General features: G+C 66.7%; 16 protein-coding genes. 9 read left to right on the forward strand and 7 right to left on the reverse strand.

Features of this window, described 5'->3' with window-relative positions:
- Window positions 1-81: 81 nt before the first annotated feature.
- The 4 genes from OHA37_RS22255 to OHA37_RS22270 form a co-directional block, all read right to left on the reverse strand.
- Window positions 82-1,542: a vanadium-dependent haloperoxidase gene (locus OHA37_RS22255; protein WP_266907861.1), complete on the reverse strand. Its 1,461-nt coding sequence runs from the start codon at window positions 1,540-1,542 to the stop codon at window positions 82-84.
- Between the two features lie 815 nt (window positions 1,543-2,357).
- Window positions 2,358-3,380 carry a 3-oxoacyl-ACP synthase III family protein gene (locus OHA37_RS22260; protein WP_266907862.1) on the reverse strand — a complete coding sequence of 341 codons (1,023 nt, stop codon included), beginning with the start codon at window positions 3,378-3,380 and terminating at the stop codon, window positions 2,358-2,360.
- Window positions 3,381-3,455: 75 nt separating this feature from the next.
- Window positions 3,456-4,124 carry an HAD family hydrolase gene (locus OHA37_RS22265; protein ID WP_266907863.1) on the reverse strand — a complete coding sequence of 223 codons (669 nt, stop codon included), beginning with the start codon at window positions 4,122-4,124 and terminating at the stop codon, window positions 3,456-3,458.
- A 38-nt stretch (window positions 4,125-4,162) separates the two neighbouring features.
- Window positions 4,163-5,251 carry a ScbA/BarX family gamma-butyrolactone biosynthesis protein gene (locus tag OHA37_RS22270; protein ID WP_266907864.1) on the reverse strand — a complete coding sequence of 363 codons (1,089 nt, stop codon included), beginning with the start codon at window positions 5,249-5,251 and terminating at the stop codon, window positions 4,163-4,165.
- Window positions 5,252-5,525: 274 nt separating this feature from the next.
- On the opposite strand from OHA37_RS22270, the gene OHA37_RS22275 reads away from it, so the two are divergent.
- The 6 genes from OHA37_RS22275 to OHA37_RS22300 all read left to right on the forward strand — a co-directional run bounded on the left by OHA37_RS22275 (window position 5,526) and on the right by OHA37_RS22300 (window position 10,561).
- Window positions 5,526-6,146, forward strand: coding sequence for a hypothetical protein (locus tag OHA37_RS22275; RefSeq protein ID WP_266907865.1), 621 nt, complete (start codon window positions 5,526-5,528; stop codon window positions 6,144-6,146).
- 64 nt (window positions 6,147-6,210) lie between these two features.
- Window positions 6,211-7,416, forward strand: a complete 1,206-nt coding sequence (locus OHA37_RS22280; protein WP_266912986.1) for an MFS transporter — start codon at window positions 6,211-6,213, stop codon at window positions 7,414-7,416.
- Window positions 7,413-8,279 (forward strand): hypothetical protein, encoded by an 867-nt coding sequence (locus OHA37_RS22285; protein ID WP_266907866.1) that lies wholly within the window; start codon window positions 7,413-7,415, stop codon window positions 8,277-8,279. Before OHA37_RS22280 ends, OHA37_RS22285 begins: the two co-directional genes overlap by 4 nt.
- Window positions 8,280-8,305: 26 nt before the next feature.
- Window positions 8,306-9,283 carry a DMT family transporter gene (locus OHA37_RS22290; RefSeq protein WP_266907867.1) on the forward strand — a complete coding sequence of 326 codons (978 nt, stop codon included), beginning with the start codon at window positions 8,306-8,308 and terminating at the stop codon, window positions 9,281-9,283.
- A 12-nt stretch (window positions 9,284-9,295) separates the two neighbouring features.
- Window positions 9,296-9,868, forward strand: a complete 573-nt coding sequence (locus tag OHA37_RS22295) for a DoxX family membrane protein (protein ID WP_266907868.1) — start codon at window positions 9,296-9,298, stop codon at window positions 9,866-9,868.
- 147 nt (window positions 9,869-10,015) lie between these two features.
- Window positions 10,016-10,561: a carboxymuconolactone decarboxylase family protein gene (locus tag OHA37_RS22300; RefSeq protein WP_266907869.1), complete on the forward strand. Its 546-nt coding sequence runs from the start codon at window positions 10,016-10,018 to the stop codon at window positions 10,559-10,561.
- 67 nt (window positions 10,562-10,628) lie between these two features.
- Here the strand turns inward: OHA37_RS22300 and OHA37_RS22305 are convergent, their stop codons facing one another.
- A complete protein-coding gene (locus OHA37_RS22305; RefSeq protein ID WP_266907870.1) occupies window positions 10,629-11,531 on the reverse strand; it encodes an SMP-30/gluconolactonase/LRE family protein in 903 nt (300 codons plus the stop codon).
- A 238-nt stretch (window positions 11,532-11,769) separates the two neighbouring features.
- Here OHA37_RS22305 and OHA37_RS22310 point away from each other — a divergent pair, with 238 nt between their 5' ends.
- Window positions 11,770-12,978: an IS701 family transposase gene (locus tag OHA37_RS22310; protein ID WP_266907871.1), complete on the forward strand. Its 1,209-nt coding sequence runs from the start codon at window positions 11,770-11,772 to the stop codon at window positions 12,976-12,978.
- A gap of 388 nt (window positions 12,979-13,366) precedes the next feature.
- Window positions 13,367-14,881 carry a vanadium-dependent haloperoxidase gene (locus tag OHA37_RS22315; RefSeq protein ID WP_266907872.1) on the forward strand — a complete coding sequence of 505 codons (1,515 nt, stop codon included), beginning with the start codon at window positions 13,367-13,369 and terminating at the stop codon, window positions 14,879-14,881.
- Between the two features lie 218 nt (window positions 14,882-15,099).
- On the opposite strand, the gene OHA37_RS22320 is transcribed toward OHA37_RS22315, so the two are convergent.
- A complete protein-coding gene (locus OHA37_RS22320; protein WP_266907873.1) occupies window positions 15,100-15,564 on the reverse strand; it encodes a MarR family winged helix-turn-helix transcriptional regulator in 465 nt (154 codons plus the stop codon).
- Between the two features lie 453 nt (window positions 15,565-16,017).
- Window positions 16,018-17,001 carry an aldo/keto reductase gene (locus OHA37_RS22325; protein ID WP_266907874.1) on the reverse strand — a complete coding sequence of 328 codons (984 nt, stop codon included), beginning with the start codon at window positions 16,999-17,001 and terminating at the stop codon, window positions 16,018-16,020.
- 394 nt (window positions 17,002-17,395) lie between these two features.
- On the opposite strand from OHA37_RS22325, the gene OHA37_RS22330 reads away from it, so the two are divergent.
- Window positions 17,396-18,667: a hypothetical protein gene (locus OHA37_RS22330; RefSeq protein WP_266907875.1), complete on the forward strand. Its 1,272-nt coding sequence runs from the start codon at window positions 17,396-17,398 to the stop codon at window positions 18,665-18,667.
- Window positions 18,668-19,101 lie beyond the last annotated feature (434 nt).

Raw genomic sequence — 19,101 nt, forward strand, 5'->3', positions numbered from 1 at the left:
TCCTGGCGGGGAGGGAGGGGCGGTGGCCCCAGGCTCCCATGCGGCGGGGCGGGGGTACAGAGCCCCCGCCCGCCGTTCAGGTCACAGGGTGCGGAGCTTGGTGCTGAAGACCTGGGCGGCGACCTGGTCGCCGAGGATCAGACCGTCGATGGCGTCCCACGGGTAGTGGACGCCGAGCCAGATGCGGCTGTCGGCGTCCTCCTTGGCGGCGGCGCTGAAGCTGGTGAAGTGGCGGGTCTTGACCGGAGCGTTCGGCTCGTCGGTGGTGAGGTCGAAGGCGATGGTGTCGGTGTTGAAGTAGCGCTTCATGATGCCCGCCCAGGCAGCGCCGAAGGAGGCGTGGCCGGAGACGTAGGCAGGGAAGCACGGGTTGACGTTGACCCCGTCCTTGTTCTTCAGGAGGGGCTTCCACTGCGGGTCGAGGCCACCCTCGCGGATCGCGGAGACGGGCCGCCACAGGTCGATCGGGGTGGAGAACTTCGCGTCGCGCACGGCTATGCCCGTGTCGGCGAGGGCGATCGAGACGAGCGCGAAGAGCTTGGCGTTGGCGTACGTGCTCAGGCCCCGGGCCTTGGAGACCTCACGGGTGGCCTGGAGCATGTGGCCCGGCGGCTTGTACGTCCCGTCGTTGTCGTTGGCCCAGAACCAGGCCGCGTTGAACTGGTCCGCGGTCCGGTTGATCACCGGCGTGGCGGCGGTGGGGGCGGCCGCGCCGGCGTTCCGTACGGCTGCGACCTGCGCCTTGTACTCGGGGCTCGCCACGAGGTTCTCGTACGTGCCGTACTGCGCGAGCGTGGTGGGCCGGAACTGCGAGCCCGAGCTCAGGGAGAACGGCTTGACCTGCCCCCAGACCGGGTTGACGGCATTGCCGTCCGAGGCGCACTTGGGGTCCGGCATGTCGGGATAGTTGCCTGTGGGCCGCCAGGCCCCCGACCTCGTGTTCTCGCTGGTGTAGCCCTGCGTGTTCTCCGAGCCGTCGCCTGCGCGGGCGTTCATCATCTGGTTGACCATCCCGCTGACGACGGTGATGTCCAGAAGATCGCCACTGGTCGGGTCGGTCCCGAAGCGCTCCTTGAAGCGCTTGTCGAGGTAGGCCGTGAAGTCGGGGGCGTTCTTGTTGGGCCGGTTCACGCCGTAGAGATTGAGCAGGATGTTGTACGCGGTGCGGCCGATGACGCGTTCCTCCTCGTCCGGCCCCTCGACCCAGCCCGCGTAGGCCGCCGCGTGGATGTAGGCCGCGGAGGTCATCTGGCCCTTCCACTTGGCCTGGTACGAGCTCTCCGCGTCCCAGATCGCGCCGTTCATCATCGCGGCCGCGCGCGCCATCGGGACCGGGCCACCCTCGACCTGCCTGAAGACACCCTGGAGGACGTCGTTCCAGTAGTGGACGGGGTCGGCTATCGACTGGGTCGGCAGCGCCGCCTCGGCGCGCTGGGGGCTCGCGGCGAGGATGGAACCGGTGGCGGCGAGGACGACGCCGGCCGCCAGCGTGCGGCGCCAGATCGTACTGCGGGGTCTGGTGGTGCGGACGTTCTCGGGCATGGCTCGACTCCCCCTGATCACAGGCATCTTGATCTCCACGAGAGGTGGCGGCGTGATCATGCGTCAAGGTGCGCCAGAGTGCTTGTAGAAAACGGCAAGGCTCCGCGGAATGACCGGCCCCGCCCGCGTGGCGGCGCAATCTCGCTCCTGGTCGAATCGTCTATGTCAGCTCTTCGACTGCTTCAGAAGCGGCTACCGGCCGGCCAAAGGCCGGCTGGCTTTGCCAGTGACAGCTGGGTCTGGCGCAGATTGTGGGCAGGGGTCGCGAAGCGTGGTGCACGGCGCCAGTTCTCTGGGGTTTGAACCAGTTGTGATGGTGTGGCTCGCTGGCTCGGGCGTTCCGTTCTCGTGCAGCAGCTCGCCGACACGTACGGTTCGCCGCCTGGCACAGTCGGCGCGGGAACAGCGCGCACCGCGCGACCTGGACGCCATCCGCTGACAGGTGGAGAAGGCCGGCCCCGACAGGTACCTGAGGGACCGGCCAACTCGGCGTCGTGCGGGTGGTGGCACGGGACCTACCGCCGCCACCTGGCTAGCCCGCGGAGTCCGGGGGAGTTCCCACAGGGCTCGTCTCCTGTTGGTCGTTGATCGGGGCTTCGAGGCCCCACCGGGCGTGGTCTCGTAGCAGCGAGGCACGTGCGACGTCCGCGAAGACGCTCTCCCATGCGACCACAGCCCAGGCCGCGGAGGGCTCGCCGGCGAAGTGAAGTCCGTCAAGGGGGGTGTGCCGGGGCCGGGCAGCGGGTTGGTTCCCAGGGGCTTGTCTCTCGTGTTCCACGGGTTCTCCAGAGGGTGTAGGCGAGGTGGGAGCCGGATCAGCCCGTGAGGAGCAGAGGCTCTCGCTGAAGGGCGGCGCGGGAGTGAGCGGTTGGCGCCCAGCGAAGAAGGACTGATCCGACACTCATGCCCCCGCCGAAGCCGGACAGGAGCACCACGTCGCCTTCGCCGATCAGGCCCTGGCGGTGTACCAGGTCGAGGGTGATCGGTACCGATCCGGAGCCGGTGTTTCCGTATCGCTTCAGGGCGAGATGGAGGTCGGCGTTGTTCAGGTCGAGATCGGGCCAGACCTCGGTGAGCATGACGCCATTCGCCTGGTGGGGGATGAAGTGGTCGACTTCGCTCGTGGATATGCCGGCCTTGGCAAGCAGCTGGTGGAGCGCTGTCGGCAGGTTTTCGTGCACGAAGCCGCGTACGCCTCGGCCGTCCATGCGGAAGAAGTGCTGGCCTGCCTCCACCGTTTTGGCGGTGGCGGGTATCCGGCTGCCTCCCGCGGGCACGCTGATCAGCCGGTGCTGGTCTCCCCGGGTGATCAGGCCTGTCTCGAGCACTCCAAGCCCCTTGTCCACAGGGCCGAGGACCACTGCCCCTGCGCCGTCCCCGAAGAGGATGCAGGTCTTGCGGTCGGTGTAGTCGAGGATGCGGGAGTAGATGTCCACGCCGATGACCAGGCCGTATTCGCCTTCCGGCTGTCCGCTGAGCATCCGCTCGGCCACGGTGAGCGCATAGACGAATCCGCTGCACACGGCGTTGACGTCAAACGCGGACGCGTTCGTGGCGCCGATAAGACCTTGGACGATGCTGGCCGTCGCGGGCTGAGGGTGATCGGGCGTCGACGTGGCGAGGACGATGAACGACAGCTGCTCGGGGCGCAGGCCCGCCTGGGCCAACGCGTTGCGCGCGGCGTGGGCCGCGAGGTCGGAAGTCGCCTCGTGGTCGGCGGCTCGTCTGCGCTCGTGGATGCCGGTCTTGCGGACGATCCATTCCGGAGTCACTCCGGCGGTGCCGCCGATCTCCTCGTTGGTCACCACGGTGGTCGGGACGTAGGAGCCGGTGCTCACGATTCCGATGGAACTCACGGTTACTCCTCAATCCGTGACGTGCCCGCCCGTAGGCGGGACGTCACAGCGGGCGGGCTAGCGGACAACGGCAGGGGCGAGTCGGCGCCATCCCGAGCGATCGGCGTGGCCGGCAAGGACTTCGTCGTCGCCGACCACCACTGGATGCCCCACGGCGCGCAGCATCGACAGATCGCTGATGTGGTCGCCGTACGCCGTCGAAGAGGCGAGGTCGATCTCCAGTACCGAGGCGGCGGCCCGTACGACGCGGCCCTTGGTGGCGCCGATCATCGGGGTCAGGACCTCGCCAGTGAACTGTCCGCGGTGGATCAGCGGGCGCGTGCCGTACGCCCGGTCCGCGCCAAGCCAGGTGCTGATGGGGTCCAGGCACGCGAAGAACGACCCGGAGATGAGCAGGACGCGCTCATTCGCTTCCTGGTGTCTGTGTAGTTCGGCGACCGTCTCGGGGAGGAAGAGGCCTTCCTCCAACTCGTGCTCGAACCACAACAGGCCCGCAGTGGTCACCTGGCGCACATTCTCGCCGGCATAGAACTTGTAGTAGGCGCGGTTGATGGACTCGCGGGGGACCCCGAGCTTGGCAGCCGACTGCAGCTCCCCGTTCAGGCGCTGGTACGTGCTGTCCGGCTCGCCCCGCATCCTGAGGTAGAACTCCAGGAACCGGAACATGCTCTTGACCCTGATGAGGGTCTCGTCCACATCGAAAAACGCGGCAGTGCGCAGCGTCATGACGCCCTTGCTCCTGTCAGGTAGGGGGCTGGCGGTGGTCAACGGCCCTGCAGGCGGCCGAGCGAGAGGCTGAACTTGCTGATCGGCTCTCCCCCCTGCAGCGCGGTCAGGTTCACGACGAGCTGTTCCGCGAGATCACGCGAGGCGAGGGCATCGGACTGCAACGGGCCGCCCTGCGTGTAGTAGATCTCGGGCTCGCCGCGCCGGCTCTCGATGAAGGCACTCATCGTGGTCTTCTCGTCGAGCTCGCCGAAGCGGGTGAAGACGACGCTCAGGTCCGTCATGAGCGTCCTTGCGGCGGAGATCCCACACAAGTCCAGAGCAGCGAACAGGGCGAGCTGTCGCGCCGCTTCCGCGAGCACCATGCCCGGGATGTGGTCCTGCGGGTGGTCGAACATGCTCGGGTGCCCGCTGGGGAGGTGCAGCGAGGCCGTCGCGACGTCCCCCGACGTGTCCGCGTCGAGCAGGACGACGTTCTCAGGGGCGGCCCGTCCGACAAGGGAAGGGGCGACGAGGGACCCCGTAATCTGGGACAGGGGGGAGGCCGAGGACGGCAGGGCGCGACCGTTCCGGTTGCTCGTACGGAGTCTGAGGTAGCTCTCGGGGCTCTTGAACCGGAGGCCCACGGAAGCCTGTCCGATCATGACCCCGTCCACGGACAGCCTGATCTCGTAGTCAAGGCCTGTCGCGCGCCCGTCCCGGAGCTTGACGTTCCCGGTCTGTATGTCCATCCGGACGGCGAAGACGGAGTCGCCCACCGTGGTGAGCTCCGGGTGCGCGAGGTGGATCCGCAGGTGCGTGAGGATGAATTTGTGGTCCTGCGGCACCCCGAAGAACTCGTGCGCTCCGGCCAGCGCGGCCTGGCGGGCGGCCTCGAGCAGCAGGATCGGGTCGTACGTGTTCGGGCGCAGCAGGTGGTCGCCGTAGTAGGCGTGCGAACGCGGGAGCTGCGCGGCGGCGATGTAACCCCCGGGTGCGACAGCCGGCTGAAGGTCGGTCACGAAGACCTCGCCGAGAGAGTCGCGGTGTACCAGTCGGCGGTCAACGGTGCGCTCGAAGGACAGCGCACTGTCCGGCTGCGGAGTTGATTTGCCCGTGCGGATCGAATCGATCGAAACAGTCGTCATGGATGGCCACTCCCGGTGAAGTCAGCGCTCGGTGAAGGTTCGACGGCGTCCAAGGCCGGCGGCGTGCTTCATGGAGCAGCGAGGCACGTCAGCCTTGTATAGATCAGATCTCTTATATCTGTCAAAGGTCAGATGGTCCAGGCGGGATGGCTATCCATCGGCAGTCGCACCTCCTGATGAGATCCGCTTGTTCTCAACTCTCGGATGTTGCTATGGTCTCTGCCAGACCTAAGATCTCTTATAGTCTTGAGACATCGAACCGAAGGAGCTGCTCATGCCCGCCAACGCCCTCGTGGTGACCGAGGTCCTCGTCGACGAGTCCGCTGTTGACGCTGCCGTTGAGGTGTGGCGCAAGCACAACGCCGCCCACCCCGTCGAGGGCCGCACCCTCTACCGAGGACTGGAGGACAACTCACTCCTGGAGCTGCTGCCCGTCGCGGGTGTGGACGCCGTCCCAGCCCTCCAGGAGGAGTGGCGGACGCTGTGGACCGAGCTGACGCCGATGCTTGCCACTGATTTCCGCCGCCAGGTGCTCGAGTTCGTGGAAGCACCGAAGTCCACCGATGACCTGCTGCCCGACACGAAGTACCTGCAGATGCGCCATGTCGAGGTGAAGCCCCCGGTGTTCGAGGCCTACCGGGAGTGGCGGGACCAGACGATCTTCGAGGTCGTCCGCGGTGCCGACGAGGTCGAGGTGTTCCTCGCCTACCACTCGGTGCTGAGCACCGAACCCGGGGTCATGTTCGTGTCCGGATTCAACGTCGACCCTGCCCAGTACACGGCCGTGTTCACCGACGAGCGCTACCAGGAGATCGTCCGTCAGGCCGGCGACCGCTACATCACCGGCGGTGAGCGGGGTCTCTACACCAAGATCTACGCCCGCATCGAGGGCTGATCCGCGTCGACGGATCGCCGGAGGAGAGGCAGATATGCCGGCACACAACCGGTCCGAACGCAGAATGCAGTTGAGGGCACCGGCCATTGGAGCCGTGTCCACGTGCCTGGTCGTCGCTACCGTCTACATGACTCAGCCGATCTTCCCGCAGATCGCACAGTCACTCCGCGTGGAGCCGGTGGACGCACGTCTTGCGTTCTTCTTCGTGAGCCTGGCGTATTCACTCTCCTTCTTCGTCTTCGGTCCTCTGTCCGACCGGATCCAGGCGAAGTCCCTGGCGGTGTGGGGAACAGCGGCGCTCGTCGTACTGCTCGTGGGCGCCTCCCAGGCGGGCAGTTTCGCTGTCCTGGTTGCGGCCCTCGCCGCCGCCGGGGTCGCTGCCGCGGCCGTGCCGGCGGCCACGCTCGCCCTGATGCCCCGCATCGCGCCACCAGGGACAGCCGGCACCTACTTCGGGATCGTCATCGCGGCTTCGGTCGCCGGTATCACCGTGGGGCGCTCGGCCACGGGCCTGGTGGCGGGCTGGCTGGGATGGCGCCAAGCCATCCTGCTCCTCGCGCTACTCAACGCCGCGTGCCTCATCGCTCTGGCCTTCCTGCCACGGACGGAATTGCCTCATGCCGGGGGCAGGGCCGTCAGGCAGGCCTACGGGCAGGCGCTGGGGATGTTCGGGCAACCGAAGGTGGCTCGCCTGCTCGGCGTCGGTGCCTTGCTGTTCTTCGGCTACCTTGGCGCGGTCACCTTCCTCACCTTCCGGCTCGCCGCCGAACCGTTCGGCCTCGGCGCTTCGGCCATTGGCCTGGTGAGTGCGATCGGCCTGGCGGCCCTGTTCGGTGCCCCTTTGTCCGGGGCGATGATTCCGCGACTCGGTGCCCGGCGCGTGGTCCTCCTCGGTCTGCCCACAGCACTCGCGGGAATTCTCGTCCTGGCCGTCGCCGGAAGCACGCCCCTCGTTGCTGCCGGTCTGCTTCTGGTCTTCCTCGGCGTCTTCTCCTGCCAACCCGCGGTCCTCGTGCTGCTCGCCGCCGTCGTACCGGAGCGCAACCGCGGAAGTGCCTCCTCCAGCTACATGCTCAGCTGCCTCTGCTCGGGAAGCCTCTCGACGATGGCGATGGGACCGGTGTGGACGGCCTACGGCTGGCCCGGCGTGGTCACGACGGCATGCGTGGCAATCGTCGCCGCGGTGCTTCTCGCGCTGTTGGCCACGCGCCGGGAATCCCCCGCCGCTTCAACTACGCACAACGATTCAGTACAGACAAGCAGTAAGTGAGGGTCACGATGGGCCAGGTCCGCAACTACGAGCTCAGCCTTACCACTCAGGGGCCGACCTACCCGCCCAGCGAGGTGATGGACGGAGACGGCAACTTCATCGTCATCGGCCGCGTGAACCGCACCGGCTCCGATGGGCGGACCCGCTCCGACTGGGGCGCGGCGATCGTGGCCGCGGACAGTCCTGTGCCGCCCTTCGGCGAGAACCACCCGTACACCATCGTCAAGGAACTCCCGCTGAACCCGGACGAGCTGTCGGCTGAGGATCGCGCCCGCGTACTGCACACGCTTCCGCTGCCGCTTCCCTGCGCGAACTACCCCATGGTCTTCGCACCCGAGCAGTGCCCGGACTCGGACCTGGTACGCCGGCCCAGCTACCCCTTCCACGCCGTACCCATTCCCGACCTCCGCCCGGAAGACGGACCGAAGGTGACCACGCCGATCACCCTCGGCCAGTGGGTACGAGCCCGCGGGCAGCTCGAAGTCAGCGTGACCGATGACGAGCGCGCGGCCCAGTTCTTCTTCGAGTTCAGTGACCTCATCCCCAACAGCGTCTACACGATCATGTCGCTGCGTGAGCACGACCTCGACCCGGCCGGACCCACACGGCCCGGGCCTCTGGGAGTGCCGAACGTATTCGTGACGGACGAGGCCGGCAACTCCACCTACAGGGCAGTCATGCCCAACCCGTTCCCGGCCCCTGGCACCCCTGATGCCAACCGCATCATCAACATCGTCGTCCTCTGGATGAGCTACCAGCAGAGCTACGGCGGAGCCATCGGCTGGTTCGGGCTCGGCGGCGACATCCACGCCCAACTGAAGCTGCCGACAGCCAGCTTCCAGGAATTCATCACCGTCCCGTAGTCACGAGTCCCAAGAGAGGAAATGACGTGGCCAGGTCCAAGACAGCTGGAGGCGTCGTTGGCGGCGTCATCAACGCGCTCGCCGGTGGCGGCATGTTCGCGGTGGCCAAATCCGGGTTCGACCACCTGGATCCCTTTCATCTGGTGGCCGCCCGCTTCGCCGTGGCCGCGATCGTCTTCGTGGCGCTGCTGGCCATGAAGGAGGGCATCAGCGCCCTCAGGTTCGACGGGCGGATCCTGAAGATCTGGTGGCTCGGGACGATCGGCTTCGCCGGGTTCAACCTGTTCGTGTACGTCGGACTCCAGACCATCCCGTCGCAGAGTTCCGCGCTCGTGATCGCGACCATGCCGGCCCTCACCGTGCTCGCGATCTGGGCACGGAGCAAGAAGCGCCCGCATGCGGCGACCCTCGGCTTCGTCGCGCTCGCCCTCTTCGGCGTCGCCTTGGTCCTGGGCAACGGAAACCCGCTGAGCGTGGTGACGGGTGGCGTCGGCTTCGGCGGACTGCTCACCCTGGTCGGCGCGGCCGGCTGGGTGATCTACAGCACGGGTGCCGCGGCCAACTTCCCGGATTGGTCCCCGCTGCGCTACACGACCCTGACCTGTCTGCTCGGCACCGTCAGCATCCTGGTGATCACCGCCGTCTCCTCCCTGGCCGGCTGGATACCCAGCGCGGAGTTCGAGGACTACACCGCCTCCTGGTGGCAGATCCTGTACATGGCCATTCCCGCCAGCGTCATCGCGATGCTCGGCTGGTTCACCGCGATCCGCGACCTCGGGCCCGCCAACGGAGCCCTGTTCGTGAATCTGGTCCCCGTGACGGCTTTCGTCGTGCAGGCGTTCCTCGGCCATGTGCCCACCGGCCCCGAGATCGCCGGCATCTGCCTTGTCCTCGGCGCCCTGATTGCATCGAACTTCCACTCCCGGAGCCGCACCGCCAAGGCTGCCGCTGCAGCCGGGCAGCCGCAGCCGATCGACTCCATCCCCGTACCCGCCGGTAAATAGGAGGAGAGACAGATGACACGCACCACTCGACTCCGCGAACGAATACGCCGTACGTCGGAGGCGTTCGCCAGCACCTACCAGCGTCGCAGCCCGGCCGTGCTCAGGATCAGCGTGGGCGTGCTCTTCCTGTGGTTCGGAGTGCTGAAGTTCTCCCCGGCGATGAGCCCGGCCGAGGACATCGCCATCCACGCCATGAGCGTCATGACTTTCGACGCCGTTCCCCCCGAGGTCACCCGGCCGCTGCTCGCGGTGATGGAGGTCGCCATCGGACTGGGACTGGTGACCGGAGTGCTGCTCCGCCTGGCTCTCACGGTGTTCTTCGTCCACATGGCAGGAGTCTTCGCCACCCTGGTGCTGCTGCCGGACGAGGTGTGGTCCACGACGCCCTTCGTCCCCACGATGGACGGTCAGTACATCATCAAGAACATCGTCCTCATCGCTGCCTGCCTCACCGTCGCGACGGCGCATGTGCAGGTTCGCCCCTCCTCGGACGACATTCAGGCCGAACCCCTGGTGATGCCGGCCGAGTCCGTTGAAGGGGCCGCTGCCTCCCAGCCCGTGGCAGCCGGCACGGGCGTCCGATAACGCCCGATCTTCGGCCCGCACCCCTTGGTGCGCCGAACCCATGACCTCCCCTGTCGCCCATGGCGCGGCTTCGTGCTGCCTTCAAACGGTGCAGCAGGGCTGGATTTCACATATCCGCAGATACGAGCACAACGAAAGGTACCCATCATGAGCAGGGTTCAGATGATCCAGCCGGCCGAGGCCCAGGGCGAGTTCAAGGACGCCCTCGACACCGTCCAGAAGGGGATGGGAGTCGTCCCCAACCTGGCCAAGGCGCTGGCGAACTCTCCCGCTGTCCTCAAGGCCTACCTCGCTCTCTCCGGTGCGGTCGGCGCGGGTCTGGCGGCCCCCATCCGCGAGCGCATCGCCCTGGCCACGGCCGAGCACAACGGTTGCGACTACTGCCTGTCGGCGCACAGCTACATCGCGGCCAACGCAGCCAAGCTTCCCGCGGCCGAGATCGAGGCCGCGCGTGAGGCGAAGTCCGAGTCGGCCGAGGCTCAGGCCGTACTGACGTTCACCCAGTCCGTGCTGAAGAACCGTGGTGCGGTGACGGACGGTGAGCTCCAGGCGGTCCGTGACGCGGGGTTCGGTGACAAGGAGATCGTGGACATCGTCTTCTCCATTTCCCTGAACATCCTCACGAACTACTTCAACCACGTCGCGGAGCTGGACATCGACTTCCCCGTCGTCCACGCGCACCCGCACAGCTGACATCCCAGCACTGAGGGCCCGCGCCTCCGGAAGGAGGCGCGGGCCCTCAGTCATGTTCGGCGTCGTCTCACATGCCGCGGACCTCGGCGACCGTGAACGGTGCGTCCGGAACACCTGGGCCGATGGGCCCGCCCTTGTCGAACTGTGACCGCACCACGTACAGCCGTCCGTGCCGGCGGACAAGCGTGGTGGGGATCTGCAGACTGGGGTCGGTGAGCTGCTTCTCCATGGTCGCCGCCATGCCGTCGCCGGCCACCCGCAAGCGGCTGAGTGTGTTGTTCGCGTAGTGCGCGACCCAGAGGGATCCGTCCTCCATGTGCATGCCGTCCCCGTAGCGAAGCGTCGCACCGTGCAGCTCGACCTTGTGAACCGCACCAGTGGCGACGTCGAGGCGGTAGAGATCGCCGGCCGCCGAGTCCACGGTGAGGAGGAAGCGGCCGGAGGGGTCCGCCTCGATTCCGTTGAGGGTGATCGTGCCGGCCGGTTGGGGCGCGACGGTACCGGACAGGTCGTACGCCGGGGCCAGCTGGCCTCCAGCACCGCCTGCCTCAGCGGCCTGCTTCACCTGCGAGGGCGTGACCTTGTAGACCAGCGCTCTGGTGGAGTCGGTCAGGTACCCGGTGCCGTCCGTCGCTATATCCAAGTCGTTGACGAGGGACGTTTCCGGAGTCGGGGATACGAACCGGGCGACGCGCTCGCGGGTACCGGTGTCGTAAAGCGTGACCCCGGCCGGGTCGATGACCCACAGCCGGCCCTGCTGGTCGACCTTGACCCCGATGGCCTTTGCGCGGCCGTCGGCCCCTGCCGGGAGGAACACCTCCGCGATTGCCTGTCCCGGAGCGGAGCGGTACACGGCGCCGGTGCCGAAGGAACCGACGTAGAGGTCCCCATTGCGGGCATCGGCTGCGATCCCCTCGGGGTAGACACGATCGCCGGGAAGAGCGAACGCCGTGACCACCGGCCGTGTCATTGCCTCGGCCGTCTCATAGGCGTCGATCGCGCTGGCAGTGGCCGGTAGCGACAGCAGTCCGGCGAGGGCGAGTCCAGCAGCAGCTAGGGGTCGGAGTGCTTGTGTGAACTGCACGTTTGCCTCGTCTCTCTCAATGGGCATCGCAATACAGATGACTGTAAGAAGTCTTACATAGATCTGACCCTTGATATAGGTTGGCGGCGCACGTACAGCCACTGCGGAGGGGGATGTGAAGGGGATGGACGCGAGACGCCTGCGATCTGCGACCCGGGAGCCGTGGGCGGAGTTCGCCACCGGCTTCTCACGACGGATGCTCGCCTCGCTACCGCGAAGTGATCAGCGCTTGAAGGGTGAGAGGTACATATCGGGACTCTTGTCCGTGCCCGGTCGCAAGACGATGCGATCCATCGCCGCCTGCGGCGGCGGAGGGGCGGCTGAGCAGAGCGTGCACCACTTCATCAGCAAGTCCTCATGGGACTGGCTGCAGGTGCGGCAGACCCTCGGCCGGAATCTCGACCGGGTTGTCCGCCCCCAGGCGTGGGTGGTGCACCCCATGGCCATCCCCAAGTGGGGCCGTCACAGCGTCGGCGTCCAAGAGTCCTACGTGGCACAGCTGGGACGCGTCGTGAACAGCCAGCAGGCGTACGGTCTCTGGCTCGCGAACGAGGATGTGAGCGCTCCGGTCAACTGGCGGCTCGTACTGCCTCCCGGTTGGCTGAGTGACGAACAGCGACGCAGGCGCGCCGAGATACCGGAGGACCTTGCGGTCGCCAGCGCCGACCAGACGATCGTCAATGCCGTGCGCGAGGTTGCCGAGGGGTGGGGTCTGGAGCGGCGGCCGGTGGTGCTTGACGGTCGTCAGGCGACGGACGCATCGGCGATCGCCGATGCGCTGTGTCGTCTAGGCATCCCGTTCGTCATGCGGATCAACGGTTCCACCCCTCTGGTGCCCGGAGACCTGGCCGCTGTGGGGGATCGTGCAGATCGCCACGTCGAGGCGTGGCGCCTCATGCAGCGTGTCCGCAGGGCTGCCCTTCCCGTCCGGTGGCTGGAGTCCGAATCCGCCCAGGCTGCGGACTGCGTCCTGGTGGCCCGGACGGGCGTGGTCCTGCCCTGGTCGACCACGACCGCCGGAACGGGGCCCAGGCGTCGGCCTTTGGCGCTTGTCGGTACCTGGAGGGGGGCAGGCGGGGTTCCCGATGAGCTCTGGCTCTCGAATCTGCTTGCGTCGCGTGCCGGCGACCTGCTGCGCCTGGGGCGGCTCATCGGCCGTGTGGAGGCCGACTCGGGGGCCGTCGCAGAGAGGGTGGGCATCAAGGACTTCGAGGGAAGATGCTTCGGCGGCTGGCACCGTCACCTCACGCTGTGCTCGGTCGCCCACGCCATCGTCACGCTGTCATCCACTTCTGCCGGCACCGCTGTTGACGGGGGATTGCTGAGCGCCTGACGCGACATACCGGTCAGTAGACGAGGGGCGGCACCGGCAGGTGCCGCCCCTCGTTTCATGCGCGCAGACACTCGGCCACGGACACCTGACAAAGAACAAGCAGTTCCCGCAGGGGCCTCAAGCGGGACCATCCTGATTCGGATACCCATCAGAGACCGGATTGTTTGGGTAACTTGTCCTCTTAATACGCGATTTGAGACGAGGAACCGACCGCTCCGGAGAACGTCGCAATCTCAAATCCTGGGATTTGAGGGCCTGTTGGCGACACTCGGTAAGCGGTCGAGTGCCTCCGTCCTTGCCTATGTTGATCTCACCGAACACGACAGCGACCAGTAGCCGGTAGCCAGCGGGGCAGGCCAGTCGTCGCGAATTCCTCCCGGGAGACACCATGAGTCTTGCCATGAAGTCGATCCGCCGCGGACGGCGCGCCGGTATCTCGGCCGCCGTTGCGGCCGCGCTGCTGGGCACGGTCGCCATCACCGGCAGCGGTACCGCCTCCGCGGCGACCTCCGTGGATGCCACCGCGGCCGCCTCGGAGTCCTCCGAGGCCGCGCAGGGCGGGGACAACCTCGTCATCCAGTGGAACAAGATGGCGTACGACGCCTCGGTGAAGACGGCTGCGAAGACCAACGGCCTGAAGCGCCCGCCGCTCGGCAGCCGCGTGTACGCCACCGTCCACTCCTGCATATACGACGCCTGGGCCGCGTACGACTACAAGGCGGTCGGGACTCAGCTGGGCGACGACCTGCGTCAGCCCTTCTACAAGCGGACCCTGGCCAACCGAAAGGCTGCGATCAATTACGCGGCCTACGATGCGCTGAACTACCTCTTCCCCGACTTCAAGGCCGACTTCGACGCCAAGCTGACGGCCCTCGGCTACGACCCGGCCAACACGGTGCGGGACACCAAGACCCCGGCCGGCGTGGCGCACACGGCCTGCGACGCCGTGATCGCGGTCCGGAAGGTGGACGGCTCCAACCAGGACAACAACTACGCCGACACCACCGGGTACACGCCGTTCAATCCGCCGCAGGACCTCGCCGCGTTCGACAAGTCGAAGATCGTGGACCCGAACCGCTGGACCCCGCTCACCAACAACGGTGTCACCCCCACGTTCGCCACCCCGCAGTGGGGCGGCATCACGCCGTTCGCCATCAACAACGCGGCCGACTTCCTGCCGCCCGCGCCGCCGACCTACGGCAGCGCCGCCTCCCAGGCGGACATCAAGAAGCTGATGGACGTCAACGCCAACCTGACGGACCGTGAGAAGGTCATCGCCGAGTACTGGCTGGAGCGCTCGGAGACCCCGACCGGTCACCAGAACCAGTGGGCCCAGTTCATCTCGAACCGTGACGACCACACCCTCAGCGATGACGTGAAGATGTTCTTCACGCTCAACCTGGCGATGGGTGACTCCGGCATCGTCGCCTGGAAGAGCAAGGAGCACTTCGACTACTCGCGGCCGATCACGATGATCCGCTACGACCAGTCGGGCAAGACGGTTCAGGGCTACGGTGGCCCGGGTAAGGGCACCCAGACGATCGACGGCGCTGCCTGGAAGCCGTATGTCACGACCCCCGCCTTCGCCTCGTACGTCTCCGGACACGCGGTATGGGGTGCGGCGGCAGCCGAGTCCCTGAAGCTGTGGACCGGCAGCGACAAGTTCGGCGACTCCTTCACCTTCAAGGCCGGCGCGTCCACCTTCGAGCCCGGCCAGACGCCGGCCGCGGACGTGACGCTGAAGTGGGACACGCTGAGTGAGGCGGCGGCCGAAGACGGCATGTCCCGGATCTACGGCGGCGTGCACTGGACCTTCGACAACCTCGAGGGCCAGAACGTGGGACGGAACGTGGCCAAGGCCACTTACGACAAGGCGATGCAGTACATCAACGGCACTGCCTGATCCGAACGTGAGCCCGCCCCCTTGTGGGGGCGGGCTCGTGCCGTCCGGGCCGGCGCTCAGGCCAACGGGTATCCCCCGTACCTGCGGCCGGGAGCCTGCGGCCCGGATGTGAAAAGAGTGAAGACCTCGCCCTGAAGGGCGAGGTCTTCACTGCGTTGTGAACCATCGACTAGCTGGCGGTCATGTCGGGACGGGCGATGCGGTGCCCTGCCCAACCGTCAACGGGTGGGCGTCTTGCGGGGGCCCTTGCCGCCGGCCTTCGCGAGGGCCGCGGAACATCGCTGGAGGCGGCCGATGAGCTCCTCTGCCTCCTCGGTGCTGAACTCTTCCGTCAGAAGGAGCTCAACCTCGACCACGGACTCATCGGCCTTGGACAGCAGGCTCTGGCCCGTCCGGGTCAGGCGAGCCTCCAGGATGTGGCTGTGCACAGGGTGAGGTTTGCGTTCGACCAGACTTCTGCCTTCCAGGGTCGCCAACACGGACGACATCGTCTGGGGCGTCACCATGCACCGCCGGGCCAGAACGGCGCCGGACAGGCCGGGTTCCTGGGAAAGGGCCAGTAGCACGCTGTATTGAGGGACATTGAGCTTGAACGGCCGCAAGCTTGTGTGCTTGGCGGCGATCAGTTCTTGCTCCACCCGCTTTAGGTGGTGTCCGAGTCGCTGGTCGATGGGGAGCCGCATGGATACACCTTAATGTCAGGTGTCTTATCTGTATACGAGGCCGAGCATTTGTGGCTTGATCGGAATCTCTGATGCCGCATCACTCAGGGTTACCCTCAGTGAGTATGTTGAGACGATCGGTGCGATGCTGGCCAGCCTCTCAATCCCGTACCCGGTGATCGCCCCACCCCCCTTGCAGTGCCTTCCCGGGCGAAGCGCCCTCCAGGCCTGGGCGGGTACGGGCCTACGCGCGCCCGCGTGGCACAGGTAGCCCTGTGGGCCAGGCGTCGGCAGGCCCGAGGCGCCGGTGTCGCATCATCGAGCGAATCATTTCCGCACAGTGACGAGGGCTTTAAAGGATGGGGCCGCAGGCGGCGGAAATTCGCCTTTGACTTTGAGTCCACTTCATCAAGTCTCAAGCGAAAGGCGAGTGCTCTTCGAGCACCCGCCCTTCGTCACGTCATTCGCCAGCGGTTATCCGTTGGACAGCTTGAGTGACGCTTCACCGTACCGAGGCCCAGCGGTCACGCCCAGGGAGAATATGTGCGACAGCTCATTTGTCACATCCTCGGTCAGCTCGATGGCGGCAGAGGCAGAATTCTCCTCCAAGTAGGAGATCCGCTTGGTCCCGGGGATCGGCACCACATCCCGGCCCTGATGCAGCAGCCAGGCCAGCGCGACCTGGACGGGTGAGTGACCGAGGCGCTCGGCGACGGAGTTGAGCCGACGCGCCAGCTCGAGATTCTTCTGGAGGTTCTCTCCCTGGTACCGGGGGTCGTGGTGCCGGTAGTCGTCCGCGGGAAGTTCGTCCAGGGATGTGATCGAGCCCGAGAGGAAGCCCCGGCCGGCGGGGGACCACGGGATCAGGCCGATCCCGAGTTCCCGGGCGGCAGGCAGGACGTCCTCCTCGATCCCGCGCTCCCAGAGGGACCACTCACTCTGCAGCGCCGCCACGGGGTGCACAGCATGGGCGCGGCGAAGAGTCTCCGCGCTGACCTCGGACAGTCCGATGTATCGCACCTTCCCGGCATGGACCAGCTCGGCCATGGCTCCTACGGTTTCCTCGACGGGGACGTTCCGGTCGCGGCGGTGCAGGTAGTACAGATCGATGTAGTCGGTATTCAGGCGCCTGAGTGACGCTTCGCAGGCTTCGGCAACGTACTCGGGCGTGCCGTTCACGCCGCCCGGGATGCCGCTGTCTCGCATCGTGAAGCCGAACTTCGTGGCAAGCACCGCCTCGCCGCGCCGGCCGGCCAGGGCCCGCCCGACGAGCTCTTCGTTGTGGCCTCCGCCGTAGATGTCCGCAGTGTCAAGAAATGTTGTACCGATGTCGAGCGCGCGTCGGATGGTTGCGATGGACGTCTCCTCCCCGGCGCTCCCGTACACATGGGACATCCCCATGCAGCCGAGGCCGACGGCGGACACCTCGAGGTCGCTTCCCAGGGTGCGGGTCTGCATGCATGCCTCCATCATTCGTGATCGTATAGATGTACGATCTCTTATCCTATGCCTTCGGGTGGCGAAGGGGTAGGGTGCCGCGCCGTCAGGCATCTCAGGATTTGAGATAGGGGTGGATTCTTCGCTTTGAATTCACGGTCGGGGCAGGTCGTTCGGAATTAGTCTTTCCGCTTGGTGTGGCCGAAAACCCTATGCTCGCGACGGTCGGCACTGTTCGGGGATGGTCCAGTTTCGCCTGATGGAGCCGAAATCGCCTGTCGGTGGTAAGTCATTGACATGGGCCTGGCTGCGGATTTAAATAGACTCGCGGCCGGGGGGCGGATGGGATGAATCCATCTGGTTTGGAGTGACCTCGGTCACATCCTGCTGGCTATACCCCGAGAGGTCCGCCGATATGACAAAGACCGCGGGGCCAACCCCGTCGATCGGTCGAAGTCCTGCCCCGCGCGAGCTCGAGGACATGCTGCGCACGGCGGCGAACATTTCCTCGCTCCGCGGGAAGTACGCAGACCTTCTCCAAGCCGCCCGCCCGCTGGACCTGTCAGAGGTGCCGGTCCTGACCCAGGCCGAGTACCACGAAACGGTCCGCCTGCTGCTCGAAGACCCGCGACACCGACAGGGTGCCATCCTCTCGGCCGGTGGTGGCACGCTGGCTCACCCCGAGCTCAGCATGCTCCCCGACGACATGTTCGCACCGCAGCTGCTGGAGCAGTGGAGGCCGCTGGACGGCGGGGACGTCGTAGCGAACCTCTTCCCGGCTGGCCGACTGCAGTCGGCCTTCCATTTCTTCAACGTGTACGCGGCTCTCTGCGGTGCTACCACCGTGCCCATCGGCCACCTCAACGACGACGAACTCGGTCAGTGGCTCGACTTCCTCGAGAACCGGGGCGTCACCGCACTCGCGGCGCCGTCGGCCGTCATCGCCCGAGTGGTGCGGATGGCCATGGCTTCGGGGCGCTCACTGCCCTGGCTGCGCAAGCTGCTGCTGAGCAGCGTCGGAGATGTGACCGCTACGGCTGAGCTCGTCGCCCGGCACCTGCCGAACGCCGAGATCTGGGGTCTGTACTGCTCGCCTGCTTCTGGCCCGATCGGCCACAACACGCCCGCGTGCTCGCCGGACACCTTCCACGTCCTGCCGCACCAGTACGTGGAGCTGGACGAGGAGCGGTTCCTCGTCACCAATACTCACCGCGAGTCGACCTTCCCGCTCCTCCGGTTCCAGACGGGTGGGCTGGGCGAGATGGCAGCGTGTGCGTGCGGCATCGCCGAGCCGGCCATCCGGGTGCAGGGCCATTCCGGAGCGAGTTTGACCTTCCGTGGCCGCACCCTCGCCGCCGAGGAACTGGTATCGCTGGCGTGCGCGGAAGAGGAAGTGGCGGAAGCTCAGGCGACCCTGGTCAACCAGGGCACGGCCGACGAGCAGCTCTGCCTGTCCGTGCGGCTGCACCCTGACGTCCCAGCTGACCAGTACACCTGCGGCTGGATCCAGAGTCAGATCCTCGGTAACCACATGACCCTGCGGGGTGCCGTGGACGAGGCGCCGGGGTCCTTCGAGGTCGTCGCGGTGGAGCGCTTGTCCGGCGCCACGATGGTCGGCGGCGCTCCGCTCCTCGTTATTGCCGAGCAGGTTCCCGAGGCCTTGTTCGACTACGAAGAGGCCAGCTGAAAGGCTGTTGAATCCCACGGCTGGCCGGCGTCGGCGGGTCGGGCCGTGAGTTCTGAGGTGGCGGGCCCGGCCGGCTGCGCATGCTCCGGTATACCCGGGGCAGCCAGGTCCGGTTCGCGCTTCCGCCGGACGAGCGCAAAGATCGCCTCGTTCACCGCCATTGGATGAGGCGCCCCGACCTCGCGCACCGCTGCGACCGCCCACCTCATCCAGTCTCCGGCCCGGTACGAGGCGGCGTCCAACCCGAGCAGGGGTCAAGAACAGCCCCTCCTTCCCCGCCGCCCGCCGATGCCCCGTAGACGTCCTGCCTTCGAGCAGGACGTCTCTCCCGGCCACCTTCGTGTCGCACTCGAGGCGTTCCGCGTCCGTGGTGGCCGCACGCCGTGCACATTCGGCTTGGCCCCGCACCCAATCCTCGACCTCAGGCCCGGCCG

This window comes from Streptomyces sp. NBC_00335 (assembly GCF_036127095.1).
Classification (GTDB): domain Bacteria; phylum Actinomycetota; class Actinomycetes; order Streptomycetales; family Streptomycetaceae; genus Streptomyces.

What these genes read in the sequence shown, in the direction of transcription:
- OHA37_RS22255 (WP_266907861.1), bottom strand. Translation starts at nt 1,542, where the DNA reads ATGCCCGAGAACGTCCGCACCACCAGACCCCGCAGTACGATCTGGCGC.
- OHA37_RS22265 (WP_266907863.1), bottom strand. Translation starts at nt 4,124, where the DNA reads ATGACGCTGCGCACTGCCGCGTTTTTCGATGTGGACGAGACCCTCATC.
- OHA37_RS22270 (WP_266907864.1), bottom strand. Translation starts at nt 5,251, where the DNA reads ATGACGACTGTTTCGATCGATTCGATCCGCACGGGCAAATCAACTCCG.
- OHA37_RS22275 (WP_266907865.1), top strand. Translation starts at nt 5,526, where the DNA reads ATGCCCGCCAACGCCCTCGTGGTGACCGAGGTCCTCGTCGACGAGTCC.
- OHA37_RS22280 (WP_266912986.1), top strand. Translation starts at nt 6,211, where the DNA reads ATGCAGTTGAGGGCACCGGCCATTGGAGCCGTGTCCACGTGCCTGGTC.
- OHA37_RS22295 (WP_266907868.1), top strand. Translation starts at nt 9,296, where the DNA reads ATGACACGCACCACTCGACTCCGCGAACGAATACGCCGTACGTCGGAG.
- OHA37_RS22300 (WP_266907869.1), top strand. Translation starts at nt 10,016, where the DNA reads ATGAGCAGGGTTCAGATGATCCAGCCGGCCGAGGCCCAGGGCGAGTTC.
- OHA37_RS22305 (WP_266907870.1), bottom strand. Translation starts at nt 11,531, where the DNA reads ATGACACGGCCGGTGGTCACGGCGTTCGCTCTTCCCGGCGATCGTGTC.
- OHA37_RS22310 (WP_266907871.1), top strand. Translation starts at nt 11,770, where the DNA reads ATGGACGCGAGACGCCTGCGATCTGCGACCCGGGAGCCGTGGGCGGAG.
- OHA37_RS22315 (WP_266907872.1), top strand. Translation starts at nt 13,367, where the DNA reads ATGAGTCTTGCCATGAAGTCGATCCGCCGCGGACGGCGCGCCGGTATC.
- OHA37_RS22320 (WP_266907873.1), bottom strand. Translation starts at nt 15,564, where the DNA reads ATGCGGCTCCCCATCGACCAGCGACTCGGACACCACCTAAAGCGGGTG.
- OHA37_RS22325 (WP_266907874.1), bottom strand. Translation starts at nt 17,001, where the DNA reads ATGCAGACCCGCACCCTGGGAAGCGACCTCGAGGTGTCCGCCGTCGGC.
- OHA37_RS22330 (WP_266907875.1), top strand. Translation starts at nt 17,396, where the DNA reads ATGACAAAGACCGCGGGGCCAACCCCGTCGATCGGTCGAAGTCCTGCC.